Consider the following 25646-nt stretch of genomic DNA (forward strand, 5'->3'; position numbering starts at 1 on the left):
GCGCCGGGCCGCCCGTGAGCGCCGAAATCTTCTGGAGCGCGCTGGCGCTGGTCCTGGTGATCGAAGGCATCCTGCCTTTTGTCTCGCCGGGCGGGTGGCGGCGCGGTTTCGGGCAGCTCATGCAGCTGCGCGACGGCCAGCTGCGCTTCTTCGGACTCTGCAGCATCTTGATGGGTTTGGCCCTTCTTTGGCTGCTGGGGTAGCGCGGCCCGGTAGAATCCCGGTTTAACCACGCCCCCGATCCCCATGTCCGCCTGGGTCCTCCCGGATCACATTGCCGATGTGCTGCCTTCCGAGGCGCGCCACATCGAAGAACTTCGACGCCAGCTGCTCGATACCGCCCGTGGCTATGGCTACGAGCTGGTAATGCCGCCGCTGCTCGAGCACCTCGAGTCGCTGCTGTCCGGCACCGGCGAGGCGCTCGACCTCCAAACCTTCAAGCTGGTCGATCAGCTCTCGGGCCGCAGCATGGGCCTCCGGGCCGACACCACGCCCCAGGTGGCGCGCATCGATGCCCACCTGTTGAACCGCGAAGGCGTGGCGCGGCTGTGCTACTGCGGACCGGTGCTGCACACCCGCCCCGACCGGCCGCACGCCACGCGCGAGCCCCTGCAGTTCGGGGCCGAAATCTATGGCCATGCGGGGCTCGAGGCCGATACCGAAGTGCTGCTGCTCGCGCTCGATTGCCTGCATGCGTCGGGCCTGAAGGACGGCGTGATCGTCGACCTGGCCGACGCGCGCATCGTGCGGGCGCTGTTTGCCGGCGTGCCGGTCGACGCCGCCATGCTGGCGCGCGTGCATGCGGCGCTGGTTGCCAAGGACGCGAGCGAACTGCATGCGCTCACGCGCAATTTCCCGGCGTCGTCGCGCGACGGGCTGCGCGCGCTGGTCCAGCTGTATGGCGATGCGTCGGTGCTCGACGAGGCCGCCAAGGCCCTCAAGGGCACGCCGGCCGTGCGCGCGGCGCTGGCCGGACTGAAGCAGCTGGCCGAGAGCCTCGGCGCCGATTCGGCGCGGCAGATCAGTTTCGACCTGGCCGACCTGCGCGGCTACGCCTACTACAGCGGCATGCGCTTCGGCATCTACGTGCCGGGCGCGGCCGACGCGCTGGTGCGCGGCGGCCGCTACGACGAGGTCGGCGCCGTGTTCGGCCGCAACCGGCCGGCGGTCGGCTTCAGCCTTGACGTGCGCGAGCTGGTCGGCGTGCTGCCGGCGCGTCCGCTGCGCGCGGCCATCCGCGCGCCCTGGAGCGATGCGGCCGGCCTGCGAGATGCCATTGCCGGGCTGCGCAGGGCCGGCGAGATCGTGGTCTGCGTGCTGCCGGGCCACGGCAGCGAAATCGATGAATTCCATTGCGACCGCGAGCTCGTCGAGCACGCAGGGCAGTGGCAAGTCCGAGCTATCTGAATTTTTGAAGCAATGGAACGAGCATGAGCGTAACCACCGGAAGAAACGTGGTCGTCGTCGGCACCCAATGGGGCGATGAAGGCAAAGGCAAGCTGGTCGACTGGCTGACGGAAAGTGCCCAGGGCGTGGTCCGCTTCCAGGGCGGCCACAACGCGGGCCACACGCTGGTCATCAACGGCGTGAAGACCGCGTTGCACCTCATTCCCAGCGGAATCATGCGGCCCGGCGTCAAGTGCTACATCGGCAACGGCGTGGTGCTTTCGGCTGCCAAGCTGTTCGAGGAAATCGAAGGGCTCGAAAAGGCCGGCGTCGAGGTGCGTTCGCGCCTGCGCATCAGCGAGGCCTGCCCGCTGATCCTGCCTTTCCACGCGGCGCTCGACATCGCGCGCGAGACCTACCGCGAAAAGGGCGGCGTCGAGAAGATCGGCACCACCGGCCGCGGTATCGGCCCGGCCTACGAAGACAAGATCGCGCGCCGTGCGCTGCGCGTGCAGGACCTGAAGCACCCGGAGCGTTTTGCGACCAAGCTGCGCGTGCTGCTCGACCTGCACAACCACGTGCTGACGCAGGTGCTCGGCGCTCCTGCCATCGACTTCGACCTGGTGTTCGACGAGGCCATGCGCCACGCGGTGCTGCTCAAGCCGATGATGGCCGACGTGTCGCGCGAGTTGAACGACGCGCACAAGGCCGGCGCCAACCTGCTGTTCGAAGGCGCGCAGGGCACGCTGCTCGACGTCGACCACGGCACCTATCCGTACGTCACATCGAGCAACTGCGTGGCCGGCAATGCCGCCGCGGGTTCGGGCGTGGGCCCGGGCATGCTGCACTACATCCTCGGCATCACCAAGGCCTACTGCACGCGCGTGGGCGGCGGTCCGTTCCCCACGGAACTCGACTGGGCCACGCCGGGCACGCCGGGCTACCACATGAGCACCGTGGGCGCCGAAAAGGGCGTCACCACGGGCCGCAGCCGCCGTTGCGGCTGGTTCGATGCCGCGCTGCTCAAGCGCTCGGCGCAGGTCAACGGCCTGTCGGGCCTGTGCATCACCAAGCTCGACGTGCTCGACGGACTCGAAAAGCTCGAGCTGTGCACCGGCTACGAGCTCGACGGCGAGACCACGGACATCCTGCCGATGGGCGCGGATGAAATCGAGCGCTGCACGCCCATCTACGAAACCCTCGAAGGCTGGAGCGAGAGCACCGTCGGCGTCACGCAGTACGACAAGCTGCCCGTGAATGCACGGCTCTACCTGCAGCGCATCGAGCAGATCACCGGCGTGCCGATCCACATGGTTTCCACGAGCCCTGATCGCGACCACACGATCATGATGCGCCACCCCTATCTTGCCGACTGAACAGGAACGAACCAGACCATGTTGACCGAAGACGGCAAGCATCTCTACGTCAGCTACGACGAGTACCACAACCTGATCGAGAAGCTCGCGATCAAGGTGCACCAGTCGGGCTGGGAGTTCGACACGATCCTGTGCCTCGCGCGCGGCGGCATGCGTCCCGGCGACGTGCTTTCGCGCATCTTCGACAAGCCGCTGGCGATCATGTCGACCAGCTCGTACCGCGCCGACGCCGGCACGGTGCAGGGCCACCTGGACATCGCCCGCTTCATCACCACGCCCAAGGGCGAGATCGCCGGCAAGGTGCTGCTGGTGGACGACCTGGCCGACTCGGGCCACACGCTGCATGCGGTGATGGACATGCTGCGCAACAACTACAAGCCGATCACCGAGCTGCGCAGTGCGGTACTCTGGACCAAGGCGCTGTCGACCTTCACGCCCGACTACTCGGTCGAGTACCTGGCGACGAATCCGTGGATCCACCAGCCCTTCGAGGGCTATGACTCGCTCGGTGCCGAGAAGCTGCTGGAGAAGTGGTCGGTCTGACCTGGCGGCGCTTGCGGCAGCGCCTCATCGGCATTCGGACCGCCAGGCTGTAGGCGCAGCGCGCATATGCGTTGGCGTGGCTTGCAGCAGCCGCCGCAACGATGTAGAACCTTGGCGTCAAAGGCTCGAGTTCACAGGCAAGCTTGGAACCGTTCGCGGCTCCGAAGGAGTGACGCATGTTAGCGGCCGAATGCGCGTGGGCCATCTTGCGCGCCGAGCACGTTCGCACCCGGGAGTTGCTGGCTCGCCTCGAAACGGCGATGAAGGCAAGGGGCGAGGCGAGCGTCCAGCAACGGGCAAGGGCTGCCATCGAAGTCATTGAACGTCTTCAGGCCTTCGAAGAAACAACGCACCGCCCCAAAGGCGTTGTGATGCTGAACATGCTGCGTGGCAGGTCGAGCGAAGCTGACAGGCTTCTCGACCAGCTTGACTCGGAGAGTGAATGCTGCAGCGGCCTCCTCTCACAGGCAAAGACCGTCCTGGAGCGTGCCGAGGCCGGCAATGCGAGCGCAGCCGTGGAGGCCGACGCGCTGTTGCAACAGCACCGGCAGTTCATGTACGTGCATTTGGACAAGGAAGACACGCTTCTGCATTCGCAAACCGCACTGCTGCTCACGGCCGAGGAATGGGCCGCCGTGGTCTCGTCCATTTCGAAAGAGGTGGGAGAAGCGAGGGAGCGTGAACATCGGCGCCCACCGGTGCGCAGGCAAGTCCCAAAGCCCGCGGCCTGACGACCTGGGAAGAGGGCAACCGCCTGCGATCAGCGTCGTTCCGCACCGTCGGAATCGAACATCGCGGTGTAGCGCCGCTGCATTTCCTCCGGCGTCAGCTTCTCGATGCTGTGGCCCACGTTCCAGCGGTGGCCGAACGGGTCGCGGAACACGCCGGATCGCTCGCCGTAGAACTGGTCCTGCGGCGCCATGTCCAGCGTGGCGCCGGCTGCCACGGCACGCGCCACCACGGCGTCGGCATCGTCCACGTGCAGGTGCAGCGTCACTGCGGTGCCGCCCAGGGTCCTGGCGCTGGGGATGCCGTATTCGGCGAACTCGTCCGAGATCATCAGGATTGCGCCGTTGTGGAAGTCGAGCTCCGCATGGCCGATGCGGCCGCTTGGCTCGGTGAGCCGGAAGATCTCCTTGACTTCGAAGACCTTGCAATAGAAGTCGATGGCCGCGCCGGCATCGTCGACGCAGAGATACGGAAACAGTTCGTGGATGGCCATGTCGGTGTCCGCTCGGGTTGATGGGATGCCGGCGATTTTGGCTGCCGCGGCAGGCGTCGTCTTGAACAAAATTGACCTGCCGGCAGGCGCTCAGACCCGCACGTGGCGCGAGGACGTCGGGGCCGCGCGCCGGTAGGCCTCGGGCGACATGCCGGTGATCGCAAGGAATTCGCGGCTGAAGTGCGCCTGGTCGCTGTAGCCGGCATCCAGCGCCAGCTCGACCCAGGGCTGGGTCGGATCCAGTGCGAACTGCCCGATCACGCGGTCGAAGCGCAGCATGCGTGCGTACTGCTTGGGTGCGATGCCGGTCATGCCGCGAAAGAGCGCGATGAAGCGCCGGTGGCTGTAGCCGCTTTGCTTCACCAGTTCGCGGATCGCGCCGGCTTTCGGGCTGCCGCCGGCGCCGGACAGGCCGGCCAGCGCGTGCGCCACCGCGGGGTGCAGGCCATGCGTCGCGCAGGCGGACAGGCGCGCACTCAGCAGGGCATCGAGGATCGCGAGCTGGCGCGCCAGGGAGCCGGTGCCGTGGAGCTGCTCGAGTGCGAAGCCCGCGTCCGCACCCCAGAGCGCTTCGAGCGGCGTGTGGCACCCGGCCAGTGCGTCTTCCGGTGCGCCGAGCAGCGCCCTGGCCGCGCCCGGTTGCAGCATCACGCCGACCGAGCGCGTCTCGACCGACACGTCACGCACGAAAAACGCGCAGCGGGTCCCGCCCACCATGGCGTAGCCCACCGTGTAGCCGTGCGTGTCGGCATCGTTGCGGAACAGGCGCAGCGGCGGTCCGGCGAGCCGGAACACCAGGTGCATGCCGCCCGTGGGCAGCACATGCTCGCGCGCGCCCGGCCGCTCGGCGGCCGCGCCCGCGGGGGCCGAGGCCCACATCAGCCGCACGTAGGGCCGCAGGCAAGGGGAGGGGAGTCTCGTCAGCTGCGGCACGGCGTGGCTCTCGAGGAAAACAGGCAGTTGCCCATCGGCGCATTGTGCGGCGGAATGCCGCGCTAGCATCGGGGCCATGAGCAAGCCCTCCACGACCCTGATTCACCACCCCTACACGCCGCCCGCCAACTTCGCCGCGCCGCAGCCCGGCATCTACAAGGCCTCGACGGTATTTTTCGCCGACGTGGCCGCGATGCGCGCGCGCGACTGGAAGACCAAGGCCGGCTACACCTACGGCCTGCACGGCACGCCCACCACCTTCACGCTCGAGGAGCGCCTGGCCACCCTCGAAGGCGGCACCGAGTGCCTGCTGGTGCCGAGCGGCCTGGCCGCCATTTCGCTGGTTTCCTTTGCCTTCCTGAAGAGCGGCGACGAGGTGCTGATTCCCGACAACGCCTACGGCCCCAACAAGGCGCTGGCGACCGGCGAACTGGCCAACTTCGGCATCACGCACCGCCTGTACGACGCGATGAACCCATCCGATCTGGCCGCCAAGCTCTCGGACCGCACGCGGCTGGTGTGGCTCGAGGCGGCGGGCTCGGTGACGATGGAGTTTCCCGACCTGCCGGCACTCGTGAAAGCCTGCCGCGCGCGCGGCGTGGTGACGGCGCTGGACAACACCTGGGGCGCGGGCCTGGCATTCGCGCCCTTCGATTTCAACGGCAGCGGCCAGGGCGTGGACATTTCGGTGCACGCGCTCACCAAATACCCGAGCGGCGGCGGCGACGTGCTGATGGGCAGCGTCGTCACGCGCGACGAGCGGCTGCATCGCGCGCTCAAGCTCACCCACATGCGCACGGGATTCGGCGTCGGCGTCGGCGACGTGGAAACGCTGCTGCGCTCGCTGCCGAGCATCGGGCTGCGCTATGCCGCGCACGACCGTTCGGCGCGCGAGCTGGCGCGCTGGCTCGCCGGCCGCGAAGAGATCGCGCAGGTGCTCCATCCGGCGCTCGAGGGGTCGCCCGGCCACGCGAACTGGCGTGCGCTGTGCGGCGGCGCCGACCTGGCCGCCGGACTGTTCTCGATCGTGTTCGACGAGCGCTACAGCACCGAGCAGGTCGACCGCTTCTGCGACAGCCTGAACCTGTTCCGCCTCGGCTATTCGTGGGGCGGGCCGGTGAGCCTGGTCGTGCCCTACGACATCGGCCTGATGCGCGATGCCAGCGTGGCGCGCTGGCCCCACAAGGGAACGCTGGTGCGCTTCTCGGTCGGGCTGGAAGACGTGGAAGACCTGCGGGCCGACCTGCAGCAGGCGCTCGCGCGGATGTAAGAGAAGTTTTCCGGATGCAGGGGCCCCGCCGCTCCACGGGCTTCGGGTGCACCGTTATCGCTTACAGTTGGATGACACGCAGTCGCTTTGACTGCCTCGTTCAAGGAGAGAACAGTGGCAACACCCAATTACGGCTACGAAAAGCGCCAGAAGGAGCTGGCCAAGAAGAAGAAAAAGGAAGAGAAGCTCCGCGAAAAGGCCAATCGCAAGCTCTCCCCGAGCAGCGACGGCCTGGCCCCGGGTGACCCGGAAACCGACGTGGCCTCGCTCGAACGCGATCCGCCGACGGTGCCCGATCTGCCGACCAAGAACGGCTGATCCCAAATCAAGGCTCTCGACAACAAAGCCGCTGCGGGCCTCCGGGCCCGGAGCGGCTTTTTTGTGGCCGCTGGCCTACTTGGCCGCAAGCAGCTTGCGCAGCTCCGGCCAGACGTTGTCGAGCAGTTGCGGCTGCGCGGCGGCGGTCGGATGAATGCGATCGGCCTGGAACAGCGCCAGCGCGTCGGGCGCATCGGCCACGCCCTTGAGCAGGAAGGGCACCAGCGCTGCCTTGGTGGTGCTGGCCACCTTGCCGAACACGGCCTCGAAGCGCCGCGTGTAGTCGCCGCCGTAGTTGGGCGGCACCTGGATGCCGACGATCAGCACCTTGGCGCCGGCCGCCTGCGCGGCCTTGGTGATCTGCAGCAGGTTGTCCTCGGTGTTCTGCAGCGGCAGGCCGCGCAGGGCGTCGTTGGCACCCAGCTCGACCACCACGTGGCTGGGCTTGTGCTGCGCCAGCAGCGAGGCAAAGCGGGCCCGTCCGCCCGAGCTGGTGTCGCCGCTGATGCTGGCATTGACCACCGTGGCCGGGATCTTCTGCTGTGCGAGCCGCTTCTCGAGCAGGGGCACCCAGCCTTCGCCGCGCTTCAGGCCGTATTCGGCGCTCAGCGAATCGCCAAGCACCAGGATCACGGGCTTGCGGGGCGCCGCGGCCTGCGCGGTCTGGGCGTGGCCCGCCGTCCATGTCCCTGCGCTGCCGAGTGCGGCGGCGCTCAAGATAAAGTCACGTCGTTTCAAAACGAAAAGCCTTTCCATGTCCCAACCCCCGTCTGATGCCATTGTCGCTGTCGAGCATGTGTTCAAGTCGGTGACCGACTCGACCGGTACGCTCGACATTTTGCAGAACATCGATTTCACCCTGGGCGCGCGGGAAACCGCCGCCATCGTCGGTGCCTCGGGTTCGGGCAAGAGCACCTTGCTGTCGATCATCGCCGGGCTCGACACGCCCACGCGCGGCACCGTCAGGCTCGCGGGCGATGACATCTTCGCCATCGACGAGGACGAGCGCGCCGCGCTGCGTGCCCAGCGCGTGGGCTTCGTGTTCCAGAGTTTCCAGCTGCTGGGCAACCTGAGCGCGCTCGAGAACGTGATGCTGCCGCTCGAACTGGCCGACCGCAAGGACGCGCGCAAGGCCGCCACCGAGATGCTCGGGCGCGTCGGACTCGGGCAGCGCCTCGGCCACTATCCCAAGGTGCTCTCGGGCGGCGAGCAGCAGCGCGTGGCGCTGGCCAGGGCCTTCGTGGTGCAGCCGGCGCTGCTGCTGGCCGACGAACCCACCGGCAGCCTCGATTTCGCGACCGGCGAACAGGTCATGCGGCTGATGTTCGACCTCAACCGCGAGCTCGGCACCACGCTCGTGCTCGTCACCCATGACCGCGGCATTGCAGCCCAGTGCGAGCGCCGCATCACCATCGAGGCCGGGCGCATGGCGCTCAACGAGTCGACGCCTGTCCTGGTGGCCTCGCTGGAAGCATGATCGTTCCCCGGTTCTGGGCCGAGGGCCGCATCCAGGAGCGGCTGGCGGGCAAGCAGATCACGGTGCGGCGCTACGGCTGGTCCGACGAGAGCCCGATCGCCGCGCAGGCGCATGCCGACCAGCGCACGCGGGAGGCGTTCGAGCGCATCGCCGCGGGCGAACAGCTCAACCGCCGCGAGCGCAAGCTGGCCTACAACGGGGCCGAAGGCGTGCCCATCCGCGAGGAAATCGTCGAGCGGCAGGGCGACACCGTCATCACCCGCAACAGCTATGGCGCGCGCTGCCTCAACACGCCCGACGTGCTGTTCGTCGACATCGACTTCGACGAACCCCTGCGCGGCAGCGTGTTCGGCTTTGCGCTGGCGCCCGCGCTGATCGCGGGCATCGTCGGCGGCTGGACTGCCAAGACCTGGCTGGGCGGGCTGATCGCGGCCATCGTGGTCTTTGCCGTCGCCTACCGGATCGGCCTGGCCAGGAAGCGCGGCGAGGCCAGCGGCAACCCCGTGCCCGAGAAGCGCGCGGCCGAGCGCATCGGGCGCTTCGTCCACCAGCACCCCGACTGGCACCTGCGCATCTACCGCACGCCGGCCGGCTTCCGGGTGCTGGCGATGCATGACGTCTTCAGCCCGGCCGACATGGCGGTGGCCGACTGCTTCCACGCGCTGGGCGTCGACCAGGTCTATGCGCGCATGTGCCGCAACCAGAACTGCTTTCGCGCCCGCCTGAGCGCCAAGCCCTGGCGCATCGGCATCGGAGAGCACCTGCGGCCGCGGCCAGGCGTGTGGCCCGTGTCGCCCGAGAAGCTGCCGCTGCGCGATGCCTGGGTGGCGCGCTATGAAAAGGCCGCCGCGGGCCATGCCGCCTGCCAGTACCTGGAAAGCGTCGGCAACAGCGCGCGGGTGCATCCGAATGCGCTGGCCGTGCAGGAACTGCACGACGAACGCACCCGCGCGCACAGCGGATTGCCGATTGCCTGAAGGACGGGGCACGCAGGCCTCGATAATCGGGGGATGTCTTCCCCCAAAGTGATCTTCGGCTTCCATGCCGTGGGCGTGCGCATCAAGACCGCGCCGAAATCGGTGCTCGAAGTGATGTTCGACACCAGCCGGCGCGATGCGCGCATGAAACAGTTCATCGCACGCGCGCAGGAAGCCGGCGTGCGGCTGGTCGAGGCCGACGGGCTGCGGCTCGCCAAGCTCAGCGGCAGCCATGGCCACCAGGGCGTGGTGGCGCGGGTCGAACCCATCGCGCAGGTGCGTTCGCTCGACGAACTGCTCGAAGGCCTCGAGGAGGCCGGCACCGTGCCGCTGCTGCTGGTGCTCGACGGCGTGACCGATCCGCACAACCTGGGCGCCTGCCTGCGCGTGGCCGATGGCGCCGGGGCGCATGCGGTGATCGCCCCCAAGGACCACGCGGCCGGCATCAACGCCACCGTGGCCAAGGTGGCGAGCGGCGCCGCCGAGACGGTGCCGTACTTCATGGTGACCAACCTGGCGCGCACGCTGAACGAACTCAAGGAACGCAGCATCTGGTGCGTCGGCACGAGCGACGATGCGCCCGGCACCCTCTACCAGAGCGACTTCAAGCGGCCATTGGCGCTGGTGCTCGGCGCCGAGGGCGAGGGCATGCGCCAGCTCACCCGCAAGACCTGCGACGAACTCGTGAGCATTCCCATGGCAGGCGCGGTCGAGAGCCTGAACGTTTCCGTGGCCAGCGGCGTGTGCCTCTACGAGGCCCTGCGGCAGCGCAGCGCCTGACGCAGGGCCACCGGCCCCTGGACCGGAGCGCGGCTCTCGAATCAGGAGGGGTCTTTGCTGCGCGTGCGAGCCACGGCGCTGAAGATGCCGATGCCCAGGATGATCAGCGCACCGATCCCGATGTAGAGCGTCGGCACGCCGGCCACCGAGGCGCCCCAGGCGACGCCGGCGAGGAAGATCAGAAAACCGATCATGTAGAGCGCAAAGGACATGCTTGTTCCCCCGGAAGCTTTGGATGCCTTGGAGTATCCCGGCCGGCCCCCTCGGCGGCACAGGCCGTCGTCTCCAGTCGCTGTGGGAACTTGCCTACTACTCCTGTGCCTTTATGCCGGGGACGCGACCAGCAGGTAACGGCATCCCGTGCGTCCGAGCGTCTTGAAGACAAGCGGGCGGTCGACGCCGAAATCCAGGCAATCGCCGGGCGCCAGCTCGAAACGCTCGTCGCCGTAGTCCACCCGCAGCGCGCCTTCGAGCATCCACAGGCACTGCCGGTACGGCTTGCCGCTCCACCGGGGGTAGCCGACCTGCGCCGAGCGCGGCAGTTCGATCTCGACCATTTCGACGCCGCTGCCCGTACCGCGCTCGACAACCTGCCGCCGCAGGTAGCCCGCCTCGGGATCGCGCCAGACTTCCTGTTCGGCCCGGGTGCGCAGCCGGCGCGGCGAGCCCTTGTCCTCCGTCAGCAACTGCGCGAGCGGCACACCCAGGCCGGCGGCCAGCCGGCCCAGCAGCACGGCCGTCGGGCTGCTCTCCGCGCGCTCCACCTTCGAGATCATGGCCTTGCTGACCCCGGAGAGCTCGGCCAGCTCGGCCAGGCTCAGCGCCTTGGCCTGGCGCAGCGCGAGGAGCCGGCGGGCAATGAGCGAGTCGATGGCGGAGGGCTCGGCGGGCGGAGATGAATTGTTTCTCATATGAGATTATTATTCTCCTATATTGGACAGACTGAAAGGAACGACCATGCGCCTGGTCCCCTGTACCGAGGAAGCCCACGCGGGCGCCATCCTTGCCATCCTCAACGAGGCCATTGCCAATTCGACGGCCCTGTACGACTACAGGCCGCGCACGCCCGAGAGCATGGTGGCGTGGTTCGCCACCAAGCGCGCCAACGGCTTTCCCGTGATCGGCGCGGAAGACGAGAGCGGCAAGCTGCTGGGTTTTGCGAGCTACGGCACGTTTCGCGCCTTCCCGGCCTACAAGTACACGGTGGAGCACTCGGTGTATGTCGAGGCAGGCCACCGCGGTGCGGGCCTCGGCCGCACGCTCATGGAGGCGATCATTGCCGAAGCCGTTGCGCGCGACGTGCACGTCATGGTCGGTGCCATCGATGCCGCGAACGCCGGCAGCATCGGGCTGCACGAGCGCCTGGGTTTCGAGCATGCCGGCACCGTGAGGCAGGCCGGGTTCAAGTTCGGCCGCTGGCTCGACGTGGCCTTCTACCAGCGCATTCTCTCGACGCCGCTGAATCCGGTCGACGGCTAGGCGATGGGACTCAGGCCGGGTCTTCGGCGCTCGCCCGGTCCAGCATCTGGATGGTGCCGGCGTCGAGCTTCAGCTGGGTGGCCACGACCAGCTCTTCCAGCTGGGCAATCGAGGTGGCGCTGGCGATCGGCGCCGTGATGGAGGGGCGCGCGATCTGCCACGCAATGGCCACCTGGCCCGGCTTGGCGTTGTACTGCTGCGCCACCTTGTCGAGCGCCTCGAGAATGCGCAGGCCTCGCGGGTTCAGGTACTTCTTGGTGGTGTTGGCGCCGCGCGCGCTCTTGGAGGCGTCGGCCTCGGTGCGGTACTTGCCGGTCAGGAAGCCGGCCGCCAGCGCATAGAAGTTGATCACGCCCACCTCGCGCTTCAGGCACAGCGGTTCGAGCTCGTCTTCGAACACGGCGCGGTCGTAGAGGTTGTAGAGCGGCTGCAGGCTTTCGTAGCGCGCGATGCCCAGCCGCTCCGACACGTCGAGTGCCTCGGCCAGCCGCGGCGCGCTGTAGTTGGAGGCGCCGATGGCGCGCACCTTGCCGGCCTTGATCAGGTCGTCGAAGGCCTGCAGCGAATCCTCGAGCGGGGTGGCGGCATCGTCGTCGTGCGACTGGTACAGGTCGATGAAGTCCGTCTGCAGGCGCTTGAGCGAGGCTTCCACCGCTTCGCGGATGTAGGCCGGCGAGAGGCCCGACTTGCCTTCGCCCATGGGCTTGCCGACCTTGGTGGCCAGCACCACGCGGTTGCGCTTGCCGCTCTGCTTGAGCCACTTGCCGATGATGGTCTCGGACTCGCCGCCGGTGTGGCCCGGCACCCAGCTCGAGTAGACGTCGGCCGTGTCGACGAAGTTGAACCCCGCGTCGACCCAGGCATCGAGCAGGCGGAACGAGGTGGCCTCGTCCGCCGTCCAGCCGAACACGTTGCCGCCGAAGGCAAGCGGTGAAACCAGGAGGCCGGAGCGGCCGAGCGAGCGGAGTTGCGACATGAGTTTGTTTCCTGAGATAGAGAACGAGGATCAGACGAAGCCCACGGCACCGAGCAGCGCACCCGCACCCAGCAGCCAGAGCAGGTGGATGCGCGTGCGCCAGACGATAAGCGCGGCCACCGCGGTCAGCAGCCACAGATGCCATGCGGGCGCGTCGCCGGCATGGTTACCCGCCGCCAGCACCCAGCCGGTGGCGATCAGCAGGCCCACCACCACAGGCGCCATGCCCTGCTTGAAGGCGCGCACGCCGCGCCGGTCGCGGTTGCGGTGTCCCCAGCGCGTGGCAAGGTAGGTGAGGGTGGTGCTCGGCAGCATGATGCCGACCATGGTGACCAGGAGCCCGAAGAAGCCGAGCAGCCAGGCGCCCGGGCCCGCGCCGATGCCACCGCCCGCGTTGAGCCCGACGTTCCAGCCCATCAGCGCGACGAAGAGCACGTTCGGGCCCGGCGCGGCCTGGGCGATGGCCACGGAGGAACTGAACTGCGCATCGGTGAGCCAGCCGTGCTGCGTGACGAGGTAGCGGTGCATGTCGGGGACGGTGGTGATGGCGCCGCTGATCGACAGCAGCGACAGCAGCAGGTACTGGCCGAAAAGCGCCAGCCAGTCGTGCCATTGCATCGCGATGGTCATCTGGCTCATGCGGCAATCCTGCGCCAGGTCCACGCACAGGCCACGCCGCCGACCGCCAGCAACACCCAGCCCAGCGGCAGCTTGAACAGGGCGATGGCGCCGAACACCAGCGCGACGAAGGCCAGGCAGGTGGCAAAGCCCAGCGGATGCTTGCGCAGTTGCGGAATCAGCTTGACGCCGGTGGCGGCGATCAGCCCGCCCGACACCGCGCCCATCCCGCGCAGCGCGGCGGCCACCTGCGGGTTGGCGGCGTAGTGGGCATAGAGCACGGCCAGCACGAGGATGACGACGAGTGGTATCGCGAGCATGCCGGCCACCGCGGCAACGGCGCCGCGCAGGCCGAAGTAGCGGTCGCCGATCATCAGGGCGAGGTTGATCACGTTCGGCCCCGGCATCACCTGGGCCACGGCCCAGTCTTCGAGAAACTGCTCGGGCGTGAGCCAGCGCTTCTTCTCCACCATCTCGCGCTGGACGATGGCCAGCACGCCACCGAATCCCTGCAGCGCAAGCCAGGTGAACGAAACAAAAAGGTCGCGTGGCGACTTCGGTTGCGGATGGGCGGACGGCGCCGCCGCGCCTGGAGGAGACGGATGCATGTGGGTGCGATTATCGTAGCCAGGCCTGCAACATGCCGGGCATCGGGCTGACATGCCCCTGCATCACTCGACGGGAGACTCCACCGCCATGCAAATCCGCGCGCTCTTCGATCTCTGCAGGCAGGCCGTCGCCTCCTGGTCCAACGACTACGCCCCGAGCATGGGCGCCGCACTGGCCTACTACACGGTGTTCTCGATCGCGCCGCTGCTGCTGATCGTGATCTCGGTGGCGGGGCTGGTGTTCGGCCAGGAGGCCGCGCGCGGCGAGATCTTCGCGCAGCTCTCCGGCCTCATGGGCGAGCAGGGTGCGGCGGCAGTGCAGGGCATGCTGCAGGCGGTCAACAAGCCGGCCGAAGGCATCGTGGCCACGGTGGTCGGCATCGGCCTGCTGGTGGTGGGCGCAACCACCGTCTTCGGCGAACTGCAGGATGCGCTCGACCGCATCTGGCGGGCACCGGCGCGTGCCAAGAGCAAGGGCCTCTTCAAATTGCTGCGCGTGCGGCTGCTGTCGTTCAGCATGATCATGGCCATCGGCTTCCTGCTCATGGTGTCGCTGGTGGCAAGCGCGGCGCTCGCGGCGCTGAGCAAGTGGTGGGCGCCGGTGTTCGGCGGCTGGGCCACGCTGGCGCAGGCGGTGAACTTCGTCTTCAGCTTCGCGATGGTGACGGTGATCTTCGCGATGATCTACAAGATCATGCCGCGCGCCAGGGTGCAGTGGCGCGACGTGTGGGTGGGGGCGGCGGTCACGGCGCTGCTCTTCACCATCGGCAAGCACCTCATCGGCCTGTACATCGGCAAGAGCAGCGTGGCCTCCGGCTACGGCGCCGCGGGCTCGCTGGTGGTGGTGCTGGTGTGGGTGTACTACTCGGCGCAGATCTTCCTGCTCGGGGCCGAGTTCACCTGGGTGTATGCCAGGACCTATGGCTCCCTCAGGCATGTCAAGGACCCCGGCGACGCGACCAATCCTTCACCGACGCGCTCGGACCCGCTGCCGCAGCGCTAGCTAGCCGGAGAAGCCGCCTTCGTCCAGGAAGCGCTGTTCCTCCGCGCTGCTGGTGCGCCCGAGCAGCCTGTTGCGGTGCGGAAAGCGGCCGAAGCGCGCAATGATGTCGCGGTGCAGCACCGCGAAGCGCTGGGTGTTGGCATCGAGCGCCGCGTTGAGCTCGACCGAGCGTTCCTGATCGGCCAGCGACTCGGAGTGCATGAAGGGCAGGTAGAAAAAACGCCGCAGGTCTTCGTCGGTCTTCAGGTCGATGCCGGCTGCGATCGCCTGGCGGGCGATGGCCAGGGCCCTGGCATCGGTGGCCAGCATGCGGGCGTCGCCGCGCCAGGTGTTGCGCGGAAACTGGTCGAGCAGCACCAGCAACGCCAGGGCGCCCTCGGGGTCGTGCGCCCAATGGTCGAGTTCGCCGCGCGCGGCTGCCTGGTGGACGGGGAGGAAGCGTTCGCGGAACTGCGCATCGAAAGCTTCGTTCTTGGCAAACCATCGTTCGGGTCCGGCGTTGCGCCAGAAGTCGACGATGTCGCGGGCAGTGGGGAGGTCGGCAGGATGCATCGCCGCATTCTCTTTCAGCGCGCGCCCGGCCGGCAAAGTCGCGGTGGTGGCCGACAAGGCGAAGCGCAAGGCCTGCCTATGCTGTAGCGGTTTCATAACTCAGGAGATCAAGCTCATGACCCGATATGGCAGCTTTTTGCGCGCAACCCTCATCGCCGGCGTGGCCACTGCCGCGCTGGCCGGCTGCGGGATGATGTCCAGGTCGAACACCGCGAACTTCAGCGGCGCGATGAACGCCGCCAGCGAAGTGCCGCCCAACATGACGCGCGGCAGTGGCATGGCGGAAGCCTGGCTCAACAAGGACACCAATGTCCTGAAGTACAAGATCACCTACAACGGCCTGAGCGGCCCGGCCACGGCCGCGCACTTCCACGGCCCCGCGGCAGCGGGCGCCAATGCCGGCGTGGTGCTGCCCTTTGCCAATGCGGCCAGCCCGATCGAGGGCCAGGCCACGCTCACGCCGGCGCAGGCGGCCGACCTGATCGCAGGCAAGTGGTACGCCAACATCCACACCGCCGCCAATCCGGCCGGCGAAATCCGGGGACAGATGCTGCCCAAGATGTAAGGGCGCCCGGTCAGCTTGCCGTCGTGGGGCTGGTGTCAAATGACACCCCATGACGACGACGCAGAAGACGCCCCGGAAGCCCCGGACGGCAGGCAAGGCCCCCAACACCTTCGAGGCGCGCCGCGAAGACATGCGCGCCGCGCGCAAGGCGCTGGTGCTGCAGGGCGGCGGTGCCCTTGGCGCCTACCAGGCCGGCGTGTATGCCGCGCTCAGCGAGACCGACCTGCAGCCGCACTGGATTGCCGGCGTCTCGATCGGCGCCATCAATGCGGCGCTGATCGCGGGCAATGCGCCCGGGAAGCGGGTCGACCGGCTGCGGGAGTTCTGGCACCTGGTGTCTTCCGGACCGGCGCAGCGCCTGCCTTCATGGCTGGGCGACCGCGCCACGCAGAACCAGTGGAGCGCCAGCATGGCGATGCTGGTGGGCATTCCGGGCTTCTTCGAGCCGCGCTATTCGCCCGCGCTGCTGATGGGCGCCGCGGCGCCGCTCCTGAGCTACTACGACACCACGCCGCTCAGGCTCACGCTCGAGCGCCTGATCGACTTCGACCGCATCAACGCGTGCGAGGCGCGCTTCAGCGTGGGCGCGGTCGACGTGCGCACCGGCAACTCGGTGTACTTCGACAACACGCGCCAGCGCATCGGCCCGGAGCACATCATGGCCAGCGGCGCGCTGCCGCCGGGCTTTGCGCCCGTCAGCATCGACGGCGACGACTACTGGGACGGCGGCATCGTCTCGAACACGCCGCTGCAGTACGTGCTCGACATCCATCCGCGCTCCGAGCCGCTGGTGGTGCTGCAGGTCGACCTTTTCAATGCACGCGGCGAGATGCCGCGCACGCTGTCGGGCGTGATGGAGCGGCAGAAGGACATCACCTATTCGAGCCGCACCCGCATGAACACCGATGCATTGGCCGCCAACCTGAACCTGCAGCAGGCCATCGCGGACCTGATCTCCAAGCTGCCGGCGCACCTGCGCAACGACCCTTCGGTGCTGGCGGTGCAGGCCGAGCTCACGCACCATCCGATCGACATCTTCCACCTGATCTACCGCGACAAGCCCTACGAGGTCGAATCGAAGGACTACGAGTTCTCGCGCGCTGCCGTCGAAGAGCATTGGGAGGCCGGCGCGCGCGACATGCGGCGGACGCTGGCGCACCCCGAAACGCTGCGCAGCGACGCCACCGTGAACGGCGTGACCACCTTCGACCTCGGCGAGCCCGGCGTGGAGCGCGTCAAGCGTCCCGGGCTGTCGCGCTGAATGCGAGCCGCGATGGCGGCCGCGCTCGCCTGAATCCTGCAATCCGTTTTTTTCCTCCAACCCTCAAGGACATTCACCATGCAACTCAAGGACAAGGTCGCCTACATCACCGGTTCGGCCAGCGGCATCGGCAAGGAGATTGCCATTCTGTTTGCGCGCGAGGGCGCCAAGGTCGTCATTGCCGACCTCAACAAGCAGGCTGCCGACGCCACCGCGGCCGAACTCCAGGCGACGGGCGCGCAGGCCATGGGCGTGGCGGTGGACGTGACCCGCGAAGACCAGGTCGACGCCTCGGTCGAGGAGGCGGCCAAGGCCTTCGGTGGCATCGACATCCTGGTCAGCAACGCGGGCGTGCAGATCGTTCATCCGGTCGAGGAATTCAGTTTTGCCGACTGGAAGAAGATGCTCGCGATCCACCTCGACGGCGCCTTTCTCACCACCAAGGCCTGCCTCAAGCACATGTACGCCCAGGGCCGTGGCGGCAGCGTGATCTACATGGGATCGGTGCACTCCAAGGAAGCTTCGCTGCTGAAGGCGCCCTACGTCACCGCCAAGCACGGCCTCATCGGCCTGGCCAAGACAGTGGCGAAGGAAGGCGCGAAGCACGGCGTGCGCGCCAACGTGATCTGCCCGGGCTTCGTGCGCACGCCGCTGGTCGAGAAGCAGATTCCCGAGCAGGCGAAGACGCTCGGCATCACCGAGGAACAGGTCGTCAGGAACGTGATGCTGAAGGAAACGGTCGATGGCGAGTTCACCACCACCGACGACGTGGCGCGCGTGGCGCTGCTGTTCGCGGCCTTCCCGACCAATGCGCTGACCGGCCAATCGCTGGTGGTGAGCCACGGCTGGTTCATGCAGTAGCGAAAAAGACGCCGCTTCGCGCGGCGCACGATGGTTCACCCTAATGTCTCTGGCGAGCGAACTGTGAGAAAAACCTGTTTGCCGTTCAATCGTCATACCAATGACTTTCGCCAGGAGACAAAAACCATGCGTGTTCGTTCAGCCGGCTTCTTTTCGCGCCGCTCCTTCGTGGCCCATGCCGCAGGCGTCGCAGCGGGGCTCGCCATGTTCGCCGCGGCAGCGCCCGCGGCTGCCCAGGGGTATCCCAGCCGGCCCGTCACGCTGATCGTTCCATGGGGTGCGGGCGGCGGCACCGATGCCACGGCGCGCATCATCGCGAGCCTGCTCGAAAAGGAACTCGGCCAGCCGATGACGGTGGTGAACCGCACCGGCGGCAACGGCGTGGTGGGCCATGCGGCCATTGCCGCCGCGCCGCCCGACGGCTACACCATCGGCATGGCCACGGTCGAGATCGGCATGATGCACTGGCAGGGGCTGACGCCGCTGACCAGCGCCTCGTACACGCCGATCGGCCTCGCCAATCTCGACCCGGCCGGCATCCAGGTGCGCGCCGACGCGCCCTACAAGACTGTCGCCGAACTGCTGGCGGCCATCAAGGCCAGTCCCGGCAAGCTCAAGGCCTCCGGCACGGGGCAGGGCGGTATCTGGCACCTGGCCATCGCGGGCCTGCTGCGCGACCAGAAGATCGACCCCGCGGCCGTGCCCTGGGTGCCGAGCAATGGTGCCGCGCCGGGCCTGCAGGACGTGGTGGCGGGCGGTGTCGAGATCGCGCCGGTCTCGCTGCCCGAGGCGCGTTCGCTGATCGATGCGGGCAAGGTCAAGAGCCTTGCGATCATGAGCGACAAGCCCTCGGCCCTCTATCCCAACGTGCCCACGCTCAAGGCTGCCATCGGCAGCGACTGGTCGATGGCGGCCTGGCGCGGCATCGTCGCGCCCAAGGGCCTGCCCGCCGACGTGCGCGACAAGCTCGCGGGCGCGCTCAAGAAAGTGGTGGCGAGCAAGGAATACACCGACTTCATGGCCTCGCGCGGCTTTGGGGTGATCTATGCGGGCCCCGACGACTTCGCCGCCTACATGGCCAAGTCCGACGCCGAACTCGGCGCAACCATGAAGGCCGTGGGTATCGTCAAGTGAACGCCGAAGGGCGTGCGCACGTGCCCGGCGGGGGGGCGGCGCGATGAAATTCAACGACGCGATCTTCGGTGCGATCCTGCTGGCGCTCGGTATCGTGGTGCTTGCCGTGGTGCAGGGCTACCCCGGCATACCGGGCCAGCAGGTGGGGCCGGCGCTGTTTCCGGGGCTGCTTGCCATCGGGCTGTGCATCTGCGGCGCGATGCTGCTGGCCAAGGGCGGGCGCGAGCGCCACGCCGTGGCCTGGGTGCGGCTCGGCGACTGGGCCGCTTCGCCGCGCCACGTGCTGGCCGCCGCGCTGGTCATCGGCGCGGTGCTGTTCTACATCTTCGCCTCCGAGCGGCTCGGCTTCCTGCCGACGGCGGCAATCTCGCTGCTGGCGCTGATGCTCGCCATGCGCGTGCCGCCGGGCCGCGCACTGCTGATTGCGCTGATTGCCACGCTGGTGATCCATACCGCGTTCTACAAGCTGCTGCGCGTACCGCTTCCCTGGGGCGTCCTGACACCCATCGCCTGGTAACCGGAAACTTCCACTCATGTCGGCAGCACTCTTGCAGGCTTTCTCGATGGTCTTCGAGCCCTACACCATCCTCGTGATGGTGCTGGCCTCGCTCTATGGCCTGTTCGTCGGCGCGGTCCCGGGGCTGTCCGCCACCATGGCGGTGGCGCTGCTGGTGCCGGTCACCTTCTTCATGCAGCCGATTCCGGCCATCGCGGCCATGGTGACGGCCACCGCCATGGCCATCTTCTCCGGCGACATCCCGGGCTGCCTGCTGCGCATTCCGGGCACACCCGCATCCGCCGCCTACACCGACGAGGCCTTTGCGATGACGCGCAAGGGCATGGCCGAGACGGCACTGGGCGCGGGGCTCGTGTTCTCGGCGGTGGGCGGTCTTTTCGGCACGGTGGTGCTGATCGTGGCGGCGCCCGCGCTGGCCGACTTCGCGCTCAACTTCAGTTCCTTCGAGTACTTCTGGCTCGTGCTGCTGGGCCTGACCTGCGCGGTGTTCATCACCTCCGACCGGCCGCTGAAGGGAATGATCACGCTGCTGCTCGGCCTGCTCGTGGCGTGCGTGGGCCTCGGCAACCCGGCGGGCTTTCCGCGCTTCACCTTCGGCAATGCCGAGATGACCGGCGGCATCGGCATGATCCCGATGATGATCGGCATGTTCGCCATCTCGGAGGTGATCCGCTTCGCGGTCGACACGCTGCCGCCAGGCGAGGTGGTGGTCGAGAAAGTGGGGAGCGTGCTCTCGGGCCAGTGGGCGCTGGCCAAGAAGTATCCGGTGCAGATACTGCGCGGCAGCGTGCTGGGCACCGCGGTGGGGGCGCTGCCCGGCGCGGGTGCCGACATTGCGGCGTGGATGTCGTACGCCATGAGCAAGAAGTTCTCGAAGGAGCCCGAGAAGTTCGGCACGGGCCATGTCGAGGGCATTGTCGAATCGGGTTCGGCCAACAACAGCGCGCTGGCCGGCGCGTGGATTCCGGCGCTGGTGTTCGGCATTCCGGGCGACTCGATCACCGCCATCGTGATCGGCGTGCTCTACATGAAGAACCTCAATCCGGGACCGACGCTGTTCACCACCAACCCGCAGAACATCTATGCGGTGTTCATGCTGTTCATCATTGCCAACATCATCATGATTCCGCTGGGCATCCTCTGCATCAAGGTGGCCAAGCGCATCCTGCGGGTGCCGCGCAACGTGCTGATGCCGCTGATCCTGCTGTTCTGCATCGTCGGCGCGTTCGCCATCAACAACTCGCTGTTCGACGTGGGCGTGATGCTCGCGGCCGGCATCGTGGCCTACCTGCTCGAGGAGAACGGCTTTCCGATTGCGCCGGCGATCCTCGGCGTGGTGCTCGGCGGCATGCTCGAGGAGAACTTCATCACCTCGATGATCAAGTCGGACGGCAACCTGGCCGGCTTCGTGGCGCGGCCGATTGCCGCTTCGCTGGCGGCCGTGGTGCTGCTGGTGTGGCTCGCCCCCTTGCTCAGGAAGCTGTGGCTCAGGGGGCGGCGCACCGCGTCGTCTACTGCAGCTTGAGCGACCAGGTCTCGCCCACGAGCTGCTGGCCGAAGCCTTCGTAGGGCTCGGCCTTGTCGAGCCTGAAGCCCCGCCTGGCGTAGATGGCGCGCGCGGCCGCCAGGCAGCTGTTGGTCCAGAGCACCATCTTTCGATAGCCCTTGGCACGCGCGAAGGCAATGCACTCGTCGGTCAGGCGTGCGCCCAGGCCCAGGCCGCGTGCCGACGGCGAGAGCAGCAGCAGGCGCAGCCGGGCCGTGGTGGCCGACTTGCGCACCACGAAGATCGCACCCACGCGTTCACCGTCGAGTTCGGCGATCCAGCACTTCTCCCACGTGGGCTGGAACTTGCGCACGAACTGGGCCACGATGTCGGCCACCAGCGCCTCGAACTCGCTGTTCCAGCCGTACTCGCGCGCATACAGCTCGCCATGCTGCTGCACCACCCAGCCCATGTCGCCGGGCAGCGGGTCGCGCAGCACGATGGTGCGCGTGCGCGCCGCAGGGGCCGCGGCCGGATCGAGCACGCGCTCGATGCGGGCCATGGCATCGATCACCTGCTGGCGCTCGTGCGGAGGCATCGGCGCAAGCAGGGCGGCCGCCTCGTCGCGCGATTTCTGTTGCAGCGGCGCAAATGCGGCGTGCCCGGCTTCGGTGAGCTGCAGCACGCTTTGCCGCGCGTCGCGCGGGTGGGGCGCGCGCGTGAGCCAGCCGGCGGCCTCGAAGCGGCGCAGGATGCGGCTCATGTAGCCGGCGTCGAGCCGAAGGTCGCGGCCGATCTCGCTGGCCACGGTCGTTTCCCGGTGGGCCAGCTCGTACAGCACCCGGACATCGGTCAGCGACATGTCGCTGCCAAGGTAGGGGTCGAGCACGCCGATGCGGCTCGTGTAGAAGCGGTTGAAGCGCCGGATTGCCTTGACGGCGGCGGCATCGGGCGCGGGCGAATTGCCTGAAATGGTTGCTGTTGTCATGTTGATGGTTGACCGAAGCAACTATTTAAAGGCCTTGCTTCAGGCGCGTCAACAGGTGCCAACGCGACAGAAGTGGTGGAAAACCCTAAAATTGCAGGTTGCCCACTGCTGCGCCGTGCCCGCCAAGCCGCTCGCTGCCAACTTCCCCACTGATGAACGCCCCCGTCGACGTCTCCTTTTTTGCGCGTGCCGCCAAGCCGCTGACCAGCTACCGCAAGTACTGGGCGGCCCGTTTCGGCACGGCCAAATTCCTGCCGACCACGCGCAAGGAAATGGACGCGCTCGGCTGGGACAGCTGCGACATCATCGTGGTGACGGGCGACGCCTACGTCGACCACCCGAGCTTCGGCATGGCCGTGATCGGCCGCATGCTCGAGGCGCAGGGCTTCCGCGTGGGCATCATTGCCCAGCCCGACTGGCAGAGCGCCGAGCCTTTCAAGGTGCTGGGCAAGCCGAACCTGTTCTTCGGCGTGACCGCCGGCAACATGGATTCGATGATCAACCGCTACACGGCGGACCGCAAGATCCGCAGCGACGACGCCTACACGCCCGGCGACGTCGGCGGCGCGCGGCCCGACCGCGCGGCCATCGTGTATTCGCAGCGCTGCAAGGAAGCCTGGAACGACGTGCCGATCATCCTCGGCGGCATCGAAGGCTCGCTGCGCCGCATCGCCCACTACGACTACTGGCAGGACAAGGTCCGCCGCTCGATCGTGGTCGACTCGAAGTGCGACCTGCTGCTGTACGGCAACGCCGAGCGCGCCATCGTCGAGATCGCACACCGGCTGGCGGCGCGCGAACCGGTGCACGAGATCACCGACGTGCGCGGCACCGCGTTCGTGCGGCGCGACACACCCGCGGACTGGTTCGAGATCAACTCCACCAGCGTGGACGAACCCGGCCGCGTCGAGGCCCACGTCAATCCGTACCTGATGGTGTCCGAGCAGGCCAAGGCCAACGGCGCCACCTGCGCCAAGGAAGACGAGGCCCAGGCCGTGGCGCAGGCCGCCGAGGCAGGTGCTGCGGCGGCGAACCCGGTGAACCCGGCCATCAAGCCGCTGACCTTCGTGCCGAACCCCGCGCTCCAGCCGCGCGCAAGGATCAAGGTGCCGCCGCGCGACCGCAGCGTGATCCGCCTGCCGTCGTACGAGCAGGTGCGCGCCGACCCGGTGCTCTATGCCCACGCCAACCGCGTGCTGCACCTGGAGACCAACCCCGGCAACGCCCGCGCGCTGGTGCAGGCGCACGGCGAGGGCGCCACGGCGCGCGACGTGTGGATCAACCCGCCGCCCATTCCGCTCACCACGGCCGAGATGGACCACGTGTTCGACCTGCCGTATGCGCGCAGCCCGCATCCGCGCTACGCCGACGAGAACGGCGGCCACGACGGCACCACCAAGATCCCCGCGTGGGAAATGATCCGCTTCAGCGTGAACATCATGCGCGGCTGCTTCGGCGGCTGCACCTTCTGCTCGATCACCGAGCACGAGGGCCGCATCATCCAGAGCCGCTCGGAAGAATCGATCATCAAGGAAGTCGAGGCCATCCGCGACAGCGTGAGCGGCTTCACCGGCACCATCTCCGACCTCGGCGGTCCCACGGCCAACATGTACCGCCTGGGATGCAAGAGCCCCGAGATCGAGTCGGCGTGCCGCAAGCCCAGCTGCGTGTACCCCGGCATCTGTCCGAACCTGGGCACCAACCACGATCCGCTGATCAAGATCTACCGCCGGGCCCGTGCGCTCAAGGGCATCAAGAAGATCCTGATCGGTTCCGGCCTGCGCTACGACCTGGCCGTGCAGTCGCCCGAGTACGTGAAGGAGCTGGTGCAGCACCACGTCGGCGGCTATCTGAAGATCGCGCCCGAGCACACCGAGCAGGGCCCGCTCACCAAGATGATGAAGCCCGGCATCGGCAGCTACGACAAGTTCAAGCAGATGTTCGAGAAGTTCTCGGCCGAGGCGGGCAAGAAGCAGTACCTGATTCCGTACTTCATTGCCGCGCACCCGGGCACCAGCGACGAGGACATGATGAACCTCGCGATCTGGCTCAAGAAGAACGGCTTCCGCGCCGACCAGGTGCAGACCTTCTATCCGAGCCCGATGGCCACGGCCACCACGATGTACCACACCAACAAGAACCCGCTGCGCAAGATCACGCGCGAGAGCGAGACGGTGGACATCGTGCGCGGCGACAAGCGCCGCCGCCTGCACAAGGCCTTCCTGCGCTACCACGACGCCAACAACTGGCCTCTGCTGCGCGAGGCCTTGAAGAGCATGGGCCGCGCCGACCTGATCGGCAACGGCAAGCACCACCTGATCCCGACGTGGCAGCCACTGACCGATGGCGGCTACACGAGCGCGCGGCGCAAGAACTCCACCACCGCGCCGGTTGCCAAGACCGCGGCACCGGTCAGGCTGGCGCCGGTGAAGCCCTCGAAGGGGCGCATCCTCACGCAGCACACCGGGCTGCCGCCGCGGGACAACGGTTCGGCGCCGCCGCGCAAGGCCGCAGCCGGCCCGGTGCGCGGCGGCATCCGCAAGCCGCGCTGAGTTCAGTTCGCGAGCAGGCTCGCCGGCAGCAGCTTGCCGACCCAGGCGGCCAGCGCGGCGATATTCAGCAGCACGGTGGCCCAGTACGCCGCCATGAAGCTCGCCTTGCGCGACTTGTGGCGAAAGAGCCGCTGCGCACACCACGCGCCCGGCCATCCCCCCGCCAGCGACAGCAGGTGCAGCGTGCTTTCCGCGGTGCGCCAGCGGCCGGCCTGCGCGGCGCTCTTGTCGAAACCGTAGACGGCGAAGGTCAGCAGGCTGACCAGCAGGAGCACGCCCAGGGCAATGGGCGGCAGGCGCGCGGTCCATACGCCATACCCGAGCAGCCCCGCATAGCCCAGGATCAGCACGCCGATGGGCAGCATCGACGACGAGGAAGAGGAAAAGGAAGAGGGGGCCACCGTCTCGCGGCGCCGGCCCGGGTCGGCGGCGGTGCGTCGTGCCTGCGGCGACACGGAGGGCCGCCGCGCCCGGGGCTGAGCGGCACCCACGGCGTGGACCACCATCGCGCGCGGTCCCTTGCCGCCCACATGGATCTCGTCGAAGCTCAGTTCCATGCCGACCTGCGGCTTCAGTTGCCGGTCGAGAAAGTCGCGCAGATGCACGAACACATCGGCTGAGACTTCAGGGCTTCGAATGAAGCCGAAACCCCGTTCGGCCTCCCAGCGGACGAGCCGGCCTTGGCGCTTCATGGCGTGCGGGAAAGAGGAGGGCACATGGCCGCGATTCTCCCTTGCCCGGGCGACGGCCGCCCGTTGTGTATG

At 67.8% G+C, this 25646-nt stretch carries 30 protein-coding genes; 19 read left to right on the top strand and 11 right to left on the bottom strand.

The features are described from left to right. Positions 1–14: 14 nt before the first annotated feature. The 5 genes from VAPA_RS11700 (at position 15) to VAPA_RS11720 (ending at position 4036) form a co-directional block, all read left to right on the top strand. Positions 15–203: a DUF2065 domain-containing protein gene (locus VAPA_RS11700; RefSeq protein WP_021006983.1), complete on the top strand. Its 189-nt coding sequence runs from the start codon at positions 15–17 to the stop codon at positions 201–203. 43 nt (positions 204–246) lie between these two features. Further along, complete coding sequence (locus VAPA_RS11705; RefSeq protein WP_021006984.1) at positions 247–1407, top strand: ATP phosphoribosyltransferase regulatory subunit; 1161 nt, start codon at positions 247–249, stop codon at positions 1405–1407. A 23-nt stretch (positions 1408–1430) separates the two neighbouring features. Beyond that, the gene (locus VAPA_RS11710; RefSeq protein WP_021006985.1) at positions 1431–2762 is read left to right on the top strand and encodes an adenylosuccinate synthase; all 1332 of its coding nucleotides are present in this window, start codon (positions 1431–1433) and stop codon (positions 2760–2762) included. Between the two features lie 18 nt (positions 2763–2780). Continuing rightward, positions 2781–3305, top strand: coding sequence for a phosphoribosyltransferase (locus VAPA_RS11715; protein ID WP_021006986.1), 525 nt, complete (start codon positions 2781–2783; stop codon positions 3303–3305). A 176-nt stretch (positions 3306–3481) separates the two neighbouring features. After that, positions 3482–4036: a hemerythrin domain-containing protein gene (locus tag VAPA_RS11720; RefSeq protein ID WP_021006987.1), complete on the top strand. Its 555-nt coding sequence runs from the start codon at positions 3482–3484 to the stop codon at positions 4034–4036. A 29-nt stretch (positions 4037–4065) separates the two neighbouring features. Here the strand turns inward: VAPA_RS11720 and VAPA_RS11725 are convergent, their stop codons facing one another. Continuing rightward, on the bottom strand, positions 4066–4527 hold the full coding sequence (locus VAPA_RS11725) for a VOC family protein (protein WP_021006988.1): 462 nt from the start codon (positions 4525–4527) through the stop codon (positions 4066–4068). A gap of 90 nt (positions 4528–4617) precedes the next feature. Next, entirely contained in the window at positions 4618–5460 is an 843-nt protein-coding gene (locus VAPA_RS11730; protein ID WP_021006989.1) for an AraC family transcriptional regulator, read from the bottom strand. Between the two features lie 76 nt (positions 5461–5536). On the opposite strand from VAPA_RS11730, the gene VAPA_RS11735 reads away from it, so the two are divergent. Next, positions 5537–6730, top strand: a complete 1194-nt coding sequence (locus VAPA_RS11735; RefSeq protein WP_021006990.1) for a cystathionine beta-lyase — start codon at positions 5537–5539, stop codon at positions 6728–6730. 114 nt (positions 6731–6844) lie between these two features. Next, complete coding sequence (locus VAPA_RS11740) at positions 6845–7048, top strand: hypothetical protein (RefSeq protein WP_012747323.1); 204 nt, start codon at positions 6845–6847, stop codon at positions 7046–7048. 75 nt (positions 7049–7123) lie between these two features. On the opposite strand, the gene VAPA_RS11745 is transcribed toward VAPA_RS11740, so the two are convergent. Next, positions 7124–7804 carry an arylesterase gene (locus tag VAPA_RS11745; protein ID WP_021006991.1) on the bottom strand — a complete coding sequence of 227 codons (681 nt, stop codon included), beginning with the start codon at positions 7802–7804 and terminating at the stop codon, positions 7124–7126. On the opposite strand from VAPA_RS11745, the gene VAPA_RS11750 reads away from it, so the two are divergent. From VAPA_RS11750 to rlmB, 3 genes are read left to right on the top strand one after another with little or no spacing between them, the layout of a single operon-like run. Continuing rightward, positions 7803–8525, top strand: a complete 723-nt coding sequence (locus VAPA_RS11750; RefSeq protein WP_021006992.1) for an ABC transporter ATP-binding protein — start codon at positions 7803–7805, stop codon at positions 8523–8525. The genes VAPA_RS11745 and VAPA_RS11750 overlap by 2 nt on opposite strands. Then, complete coding sequence (locus VAPA_RS11755; RefSeq protein ID WP_021006993.1) at positions 8522–9502, top strand: hypothetical protein; 981 nt, start codon at positions 8522–8524, stop codon at positions 9500–9502. Before VAPA_RS11750 ends, VAPA_RS11755 begins: the two co-directional genes overlap by 4 nt. Before the next feature lie 33 nt (positions 9503–9535). Next, positions 9536–10282, top strand: coding sequence for a 23S rRNA (guanosine(2251)-2'-O)-methyltransferase RlmB (rlmB, locus tag VAPA_RS11760; RefSeq protein ID WP_021006994.1), 747 nt, complete (start codon positions 9536–9538; stop codon positions 10280–10282). Between the two features lie 41 nt (positions 10283–10323). On the opposite strand, the gene VAPA_RS34855 is transcribed toward rlmB, so the two are convergent. Beyond that, a complete protein-coding gene (locus tag VAPA_RS34855; protein WP_021006995.1) occupies positions 10324–10494 on the bottom strand; it encodes a hypothetical protein in 171 nt (56 codons plus the stop codon). A gap of 111 nt (positions 10495–10605) precedes the next feature. Continuing rightward, complete coding sequence (locus VAPA_RS11770; RefSeq protein ID WP_021006996.1) at positions 10606–11193, bottom strand: helix-turn-helix domain-containing protein; 588 nt, start codon at positions 11191–11193, stop codon at positions 10606–10608. Between the two features lie 46 nt (positions 11194–11239). Here VAPA_RS11770 and VAPA_RS11775 point away from each other — a divergent pair, with 46 nt between their 5' ends. Next, positions 11240–11761 (top strand): GNAT family N-acetyltransferase, encoded by a 522-nt coding sequence (locus VAPA_RS11775; protein ID WP_021006997.1) that lies wholly within the window; start codon positions 11240–11242, stop codon positions 11759–11761. Positions 11762–11771: 10 nt separating this feature from the next. Here the strand turns inward: VAPA_RS11775 and VAPA_RS11780 are convergent, their stop codons facing one another. From VAPA_RS11780 to VAPA_RS11790, 3 genes are read right to left on the bottom strand one after another with little or no spacing between them, the layout of a single operon-like run. Next, entirely contained in the window at positions 11772–12737 is a 966-nt protein-coding gene (locus VAPA_RS11780; protein ID WP_021006998.1) for an aldo/keto reductase, read from the bottom strand. A gap of 30 nt (positions 12738–12767) precedes the next feature. Continuing rightward, on the bottom strand, positions 12768–13376 hold the full coding sequence (locus VAPA_RS11785; protein WP_021006999.1) for a chromate transporter: 609 nt from the start codon (positions 13374–13376) through the stop codon (positions 12768–12770). Then, positions 13373–13963, bottom strand: coding sequence for a chromate transporter (locus VAPA_RS11790; protein WP_021007000.1), 591 nt, complete (start codon positions 13961–13963; stop codon positions 13373–13375). The genes VAPA_RS11785 and VAPA_RS11790 overlap by 4 nt, the downstream gene beginning before the upstream one ends. A gap of 88 nt (positions 13964–14051) precedes the next feature. On the opposite strand from VAPA_RS11790, the gene VAPA_RS11795 reads away from it, so the two are divergent. After that, positions 14052–14966, top strand: coding sequence for a YihY/virulence factor BrkB family protein (locus VAPA_RS11795; protein WP_021007001.1), 915 nt, complete (start codon positions 14052–14054; stop codon positions 14964–14966). Here VAPA_RS11795 and VAPA_RS11800 read toward each other — a convergent pair whose 3' ends face one another. Then, the gene (locus VAPA_RS11800; RefSeq protein ID WP_021007002.1) at positions 14967–15518 is read right to left on the bottom strand and encodes a DUF924 family protein; all 552 of its coding nucleotides are present in this window, start codon (positions 15516–15518) and stop codon (positions 14967–14969) included. Between the two features lie 115 nt (positions 15519–15633). Between VAPA_RS11800 and VAPA_RS11805 the strand changes: the two genes are divergently transcribed. The 6 genes from VAPA_RS11805 to VAPA_RS11830 all read left to right on the top strand — a co-directional run bounded on the left by VAPA_RS11805 (position 15634) and on the right by VAPA_RS11830 (position 21381). Further along, complete coding sequence (locus VAPA_RS11805) at positions 15634–16083, top strand: CHRD domain-containing protein (protein WP_021007003.1); 450 nt, start codon at positions 15634–15636, stop codon at positions 16081–16083. 49 nt (positions 16084–16132) lie between these two features. Further along, the gene (locus VAPA_RS11810; protein WP_021007004.1) at positions 16133–17344 is read left to right on the top strand and encodes a patatin-like phospholipase family protein; all 1212 of its coding nucleotides are present in this window, start codon (positions 16133–16135) and stop codon (positions 17342–17344) included. Between the two features lie 78 nt (positions 17345–17422). After that, positions 17423–18205, top strand: a complete 783-nt coding sequence (locus VAPA_RS11815; protein ID WP_021007005.1) for a 3-hydroxybutyrate dehydrogenase — start codon at positions 17423–17425, stop codon at positions 18203–18205. Between the two features lie 126 nt (positions 18206–18331). Further along, positions 18332–19339, top strand: coding sequence for a tripartite tricarboxylate transporter substrate binding protein (locus VAPA_RS11820; protein WP_021007006.1), 1008 nt, complete (start codon positions 18332–18334; stop codon positions 19337–19339). A gap of 43 nt (positions 19340–19382) precedes the next feature. After that, complete coding sequence (locus VAPA_RS11825) at positions 19383–19856, top strand: tripartite tricarboxylate transporter TctB family protein (protein ID WP_021007007.1); 474 nt, start codon at positions 19383–19385, stop codon at positions 19854–19856. Between the two features lie 16 nt (positions 19857–19872). Next, a complete protein-coding gene (locus VAPA_RS11830) occupies positions 19873–21381 on the top strand; it encodes a tripartite tricarboxylate transporter permease (RefSeq protein WP_021007008.1) in 1509 nt (502 codons plus the stop codon). Here the strand turns inward: VAPA_RS11830 and VAPA_RS11835 are convergent. Beyond that, a complete protein-coding gene (locus VAPA_RS11835) occupies positions 21368–22330 on the bottom strand; it encodes a bifunctional helix-turn-helix transcriptional regulator/GNAT family N-acetyltransferase (RefSeq protein ID WP_021007009.1) in 963 nt (320 codons plus the stop codon). The genes VAPA_RS11830 and VAPA_RS11835 overlap by 14 nt on opposite strands. Before the next feature lie 152 nt (positions 22331–22482). Between VAPA_RS11835 and VAPA_RS11840 the strand changes: the two genes are divergently transcribed. Then, positions 22483–24882, top strand: a complete 2400-nt coding sequence (locus tag VAPA_RS11840) for a YgiQ family radical SAM protein (RefSeq protein ID WP_021007010.1) — start codon at positions 22483–22485, stop codon at positions 24880–24882. A 2-nt stretch (positions 24883–24884) separates the two neighbouring features. Here VAPA_RS11840 and VAPA_RS11845 read toward each other — a convergent pair whose 3' ends face one another. Further along, entirely contained in the window at positions 24885–25574 is a 690-nt protein-coding gene (locus VAPA_RS11845; protein ID WP_021007011.1) for a DUF1294 domain-containing protein, read from the bottom strand. Between the last annotated feature and the right edge of the window lie 72 nt (positions 25575–25646).

This window comes from Variovorax paradoxus B4 (assembly GCF_000463015.1).
In the GTDB taxonomy this organism is placed as follows: domain Bacteria; phylum Pseudomonadota; class Gammaproteobacteria; order Burkholderiales; family Burkholderiaceae_C; genus Variovorax; species Variovorax paradoxus_E.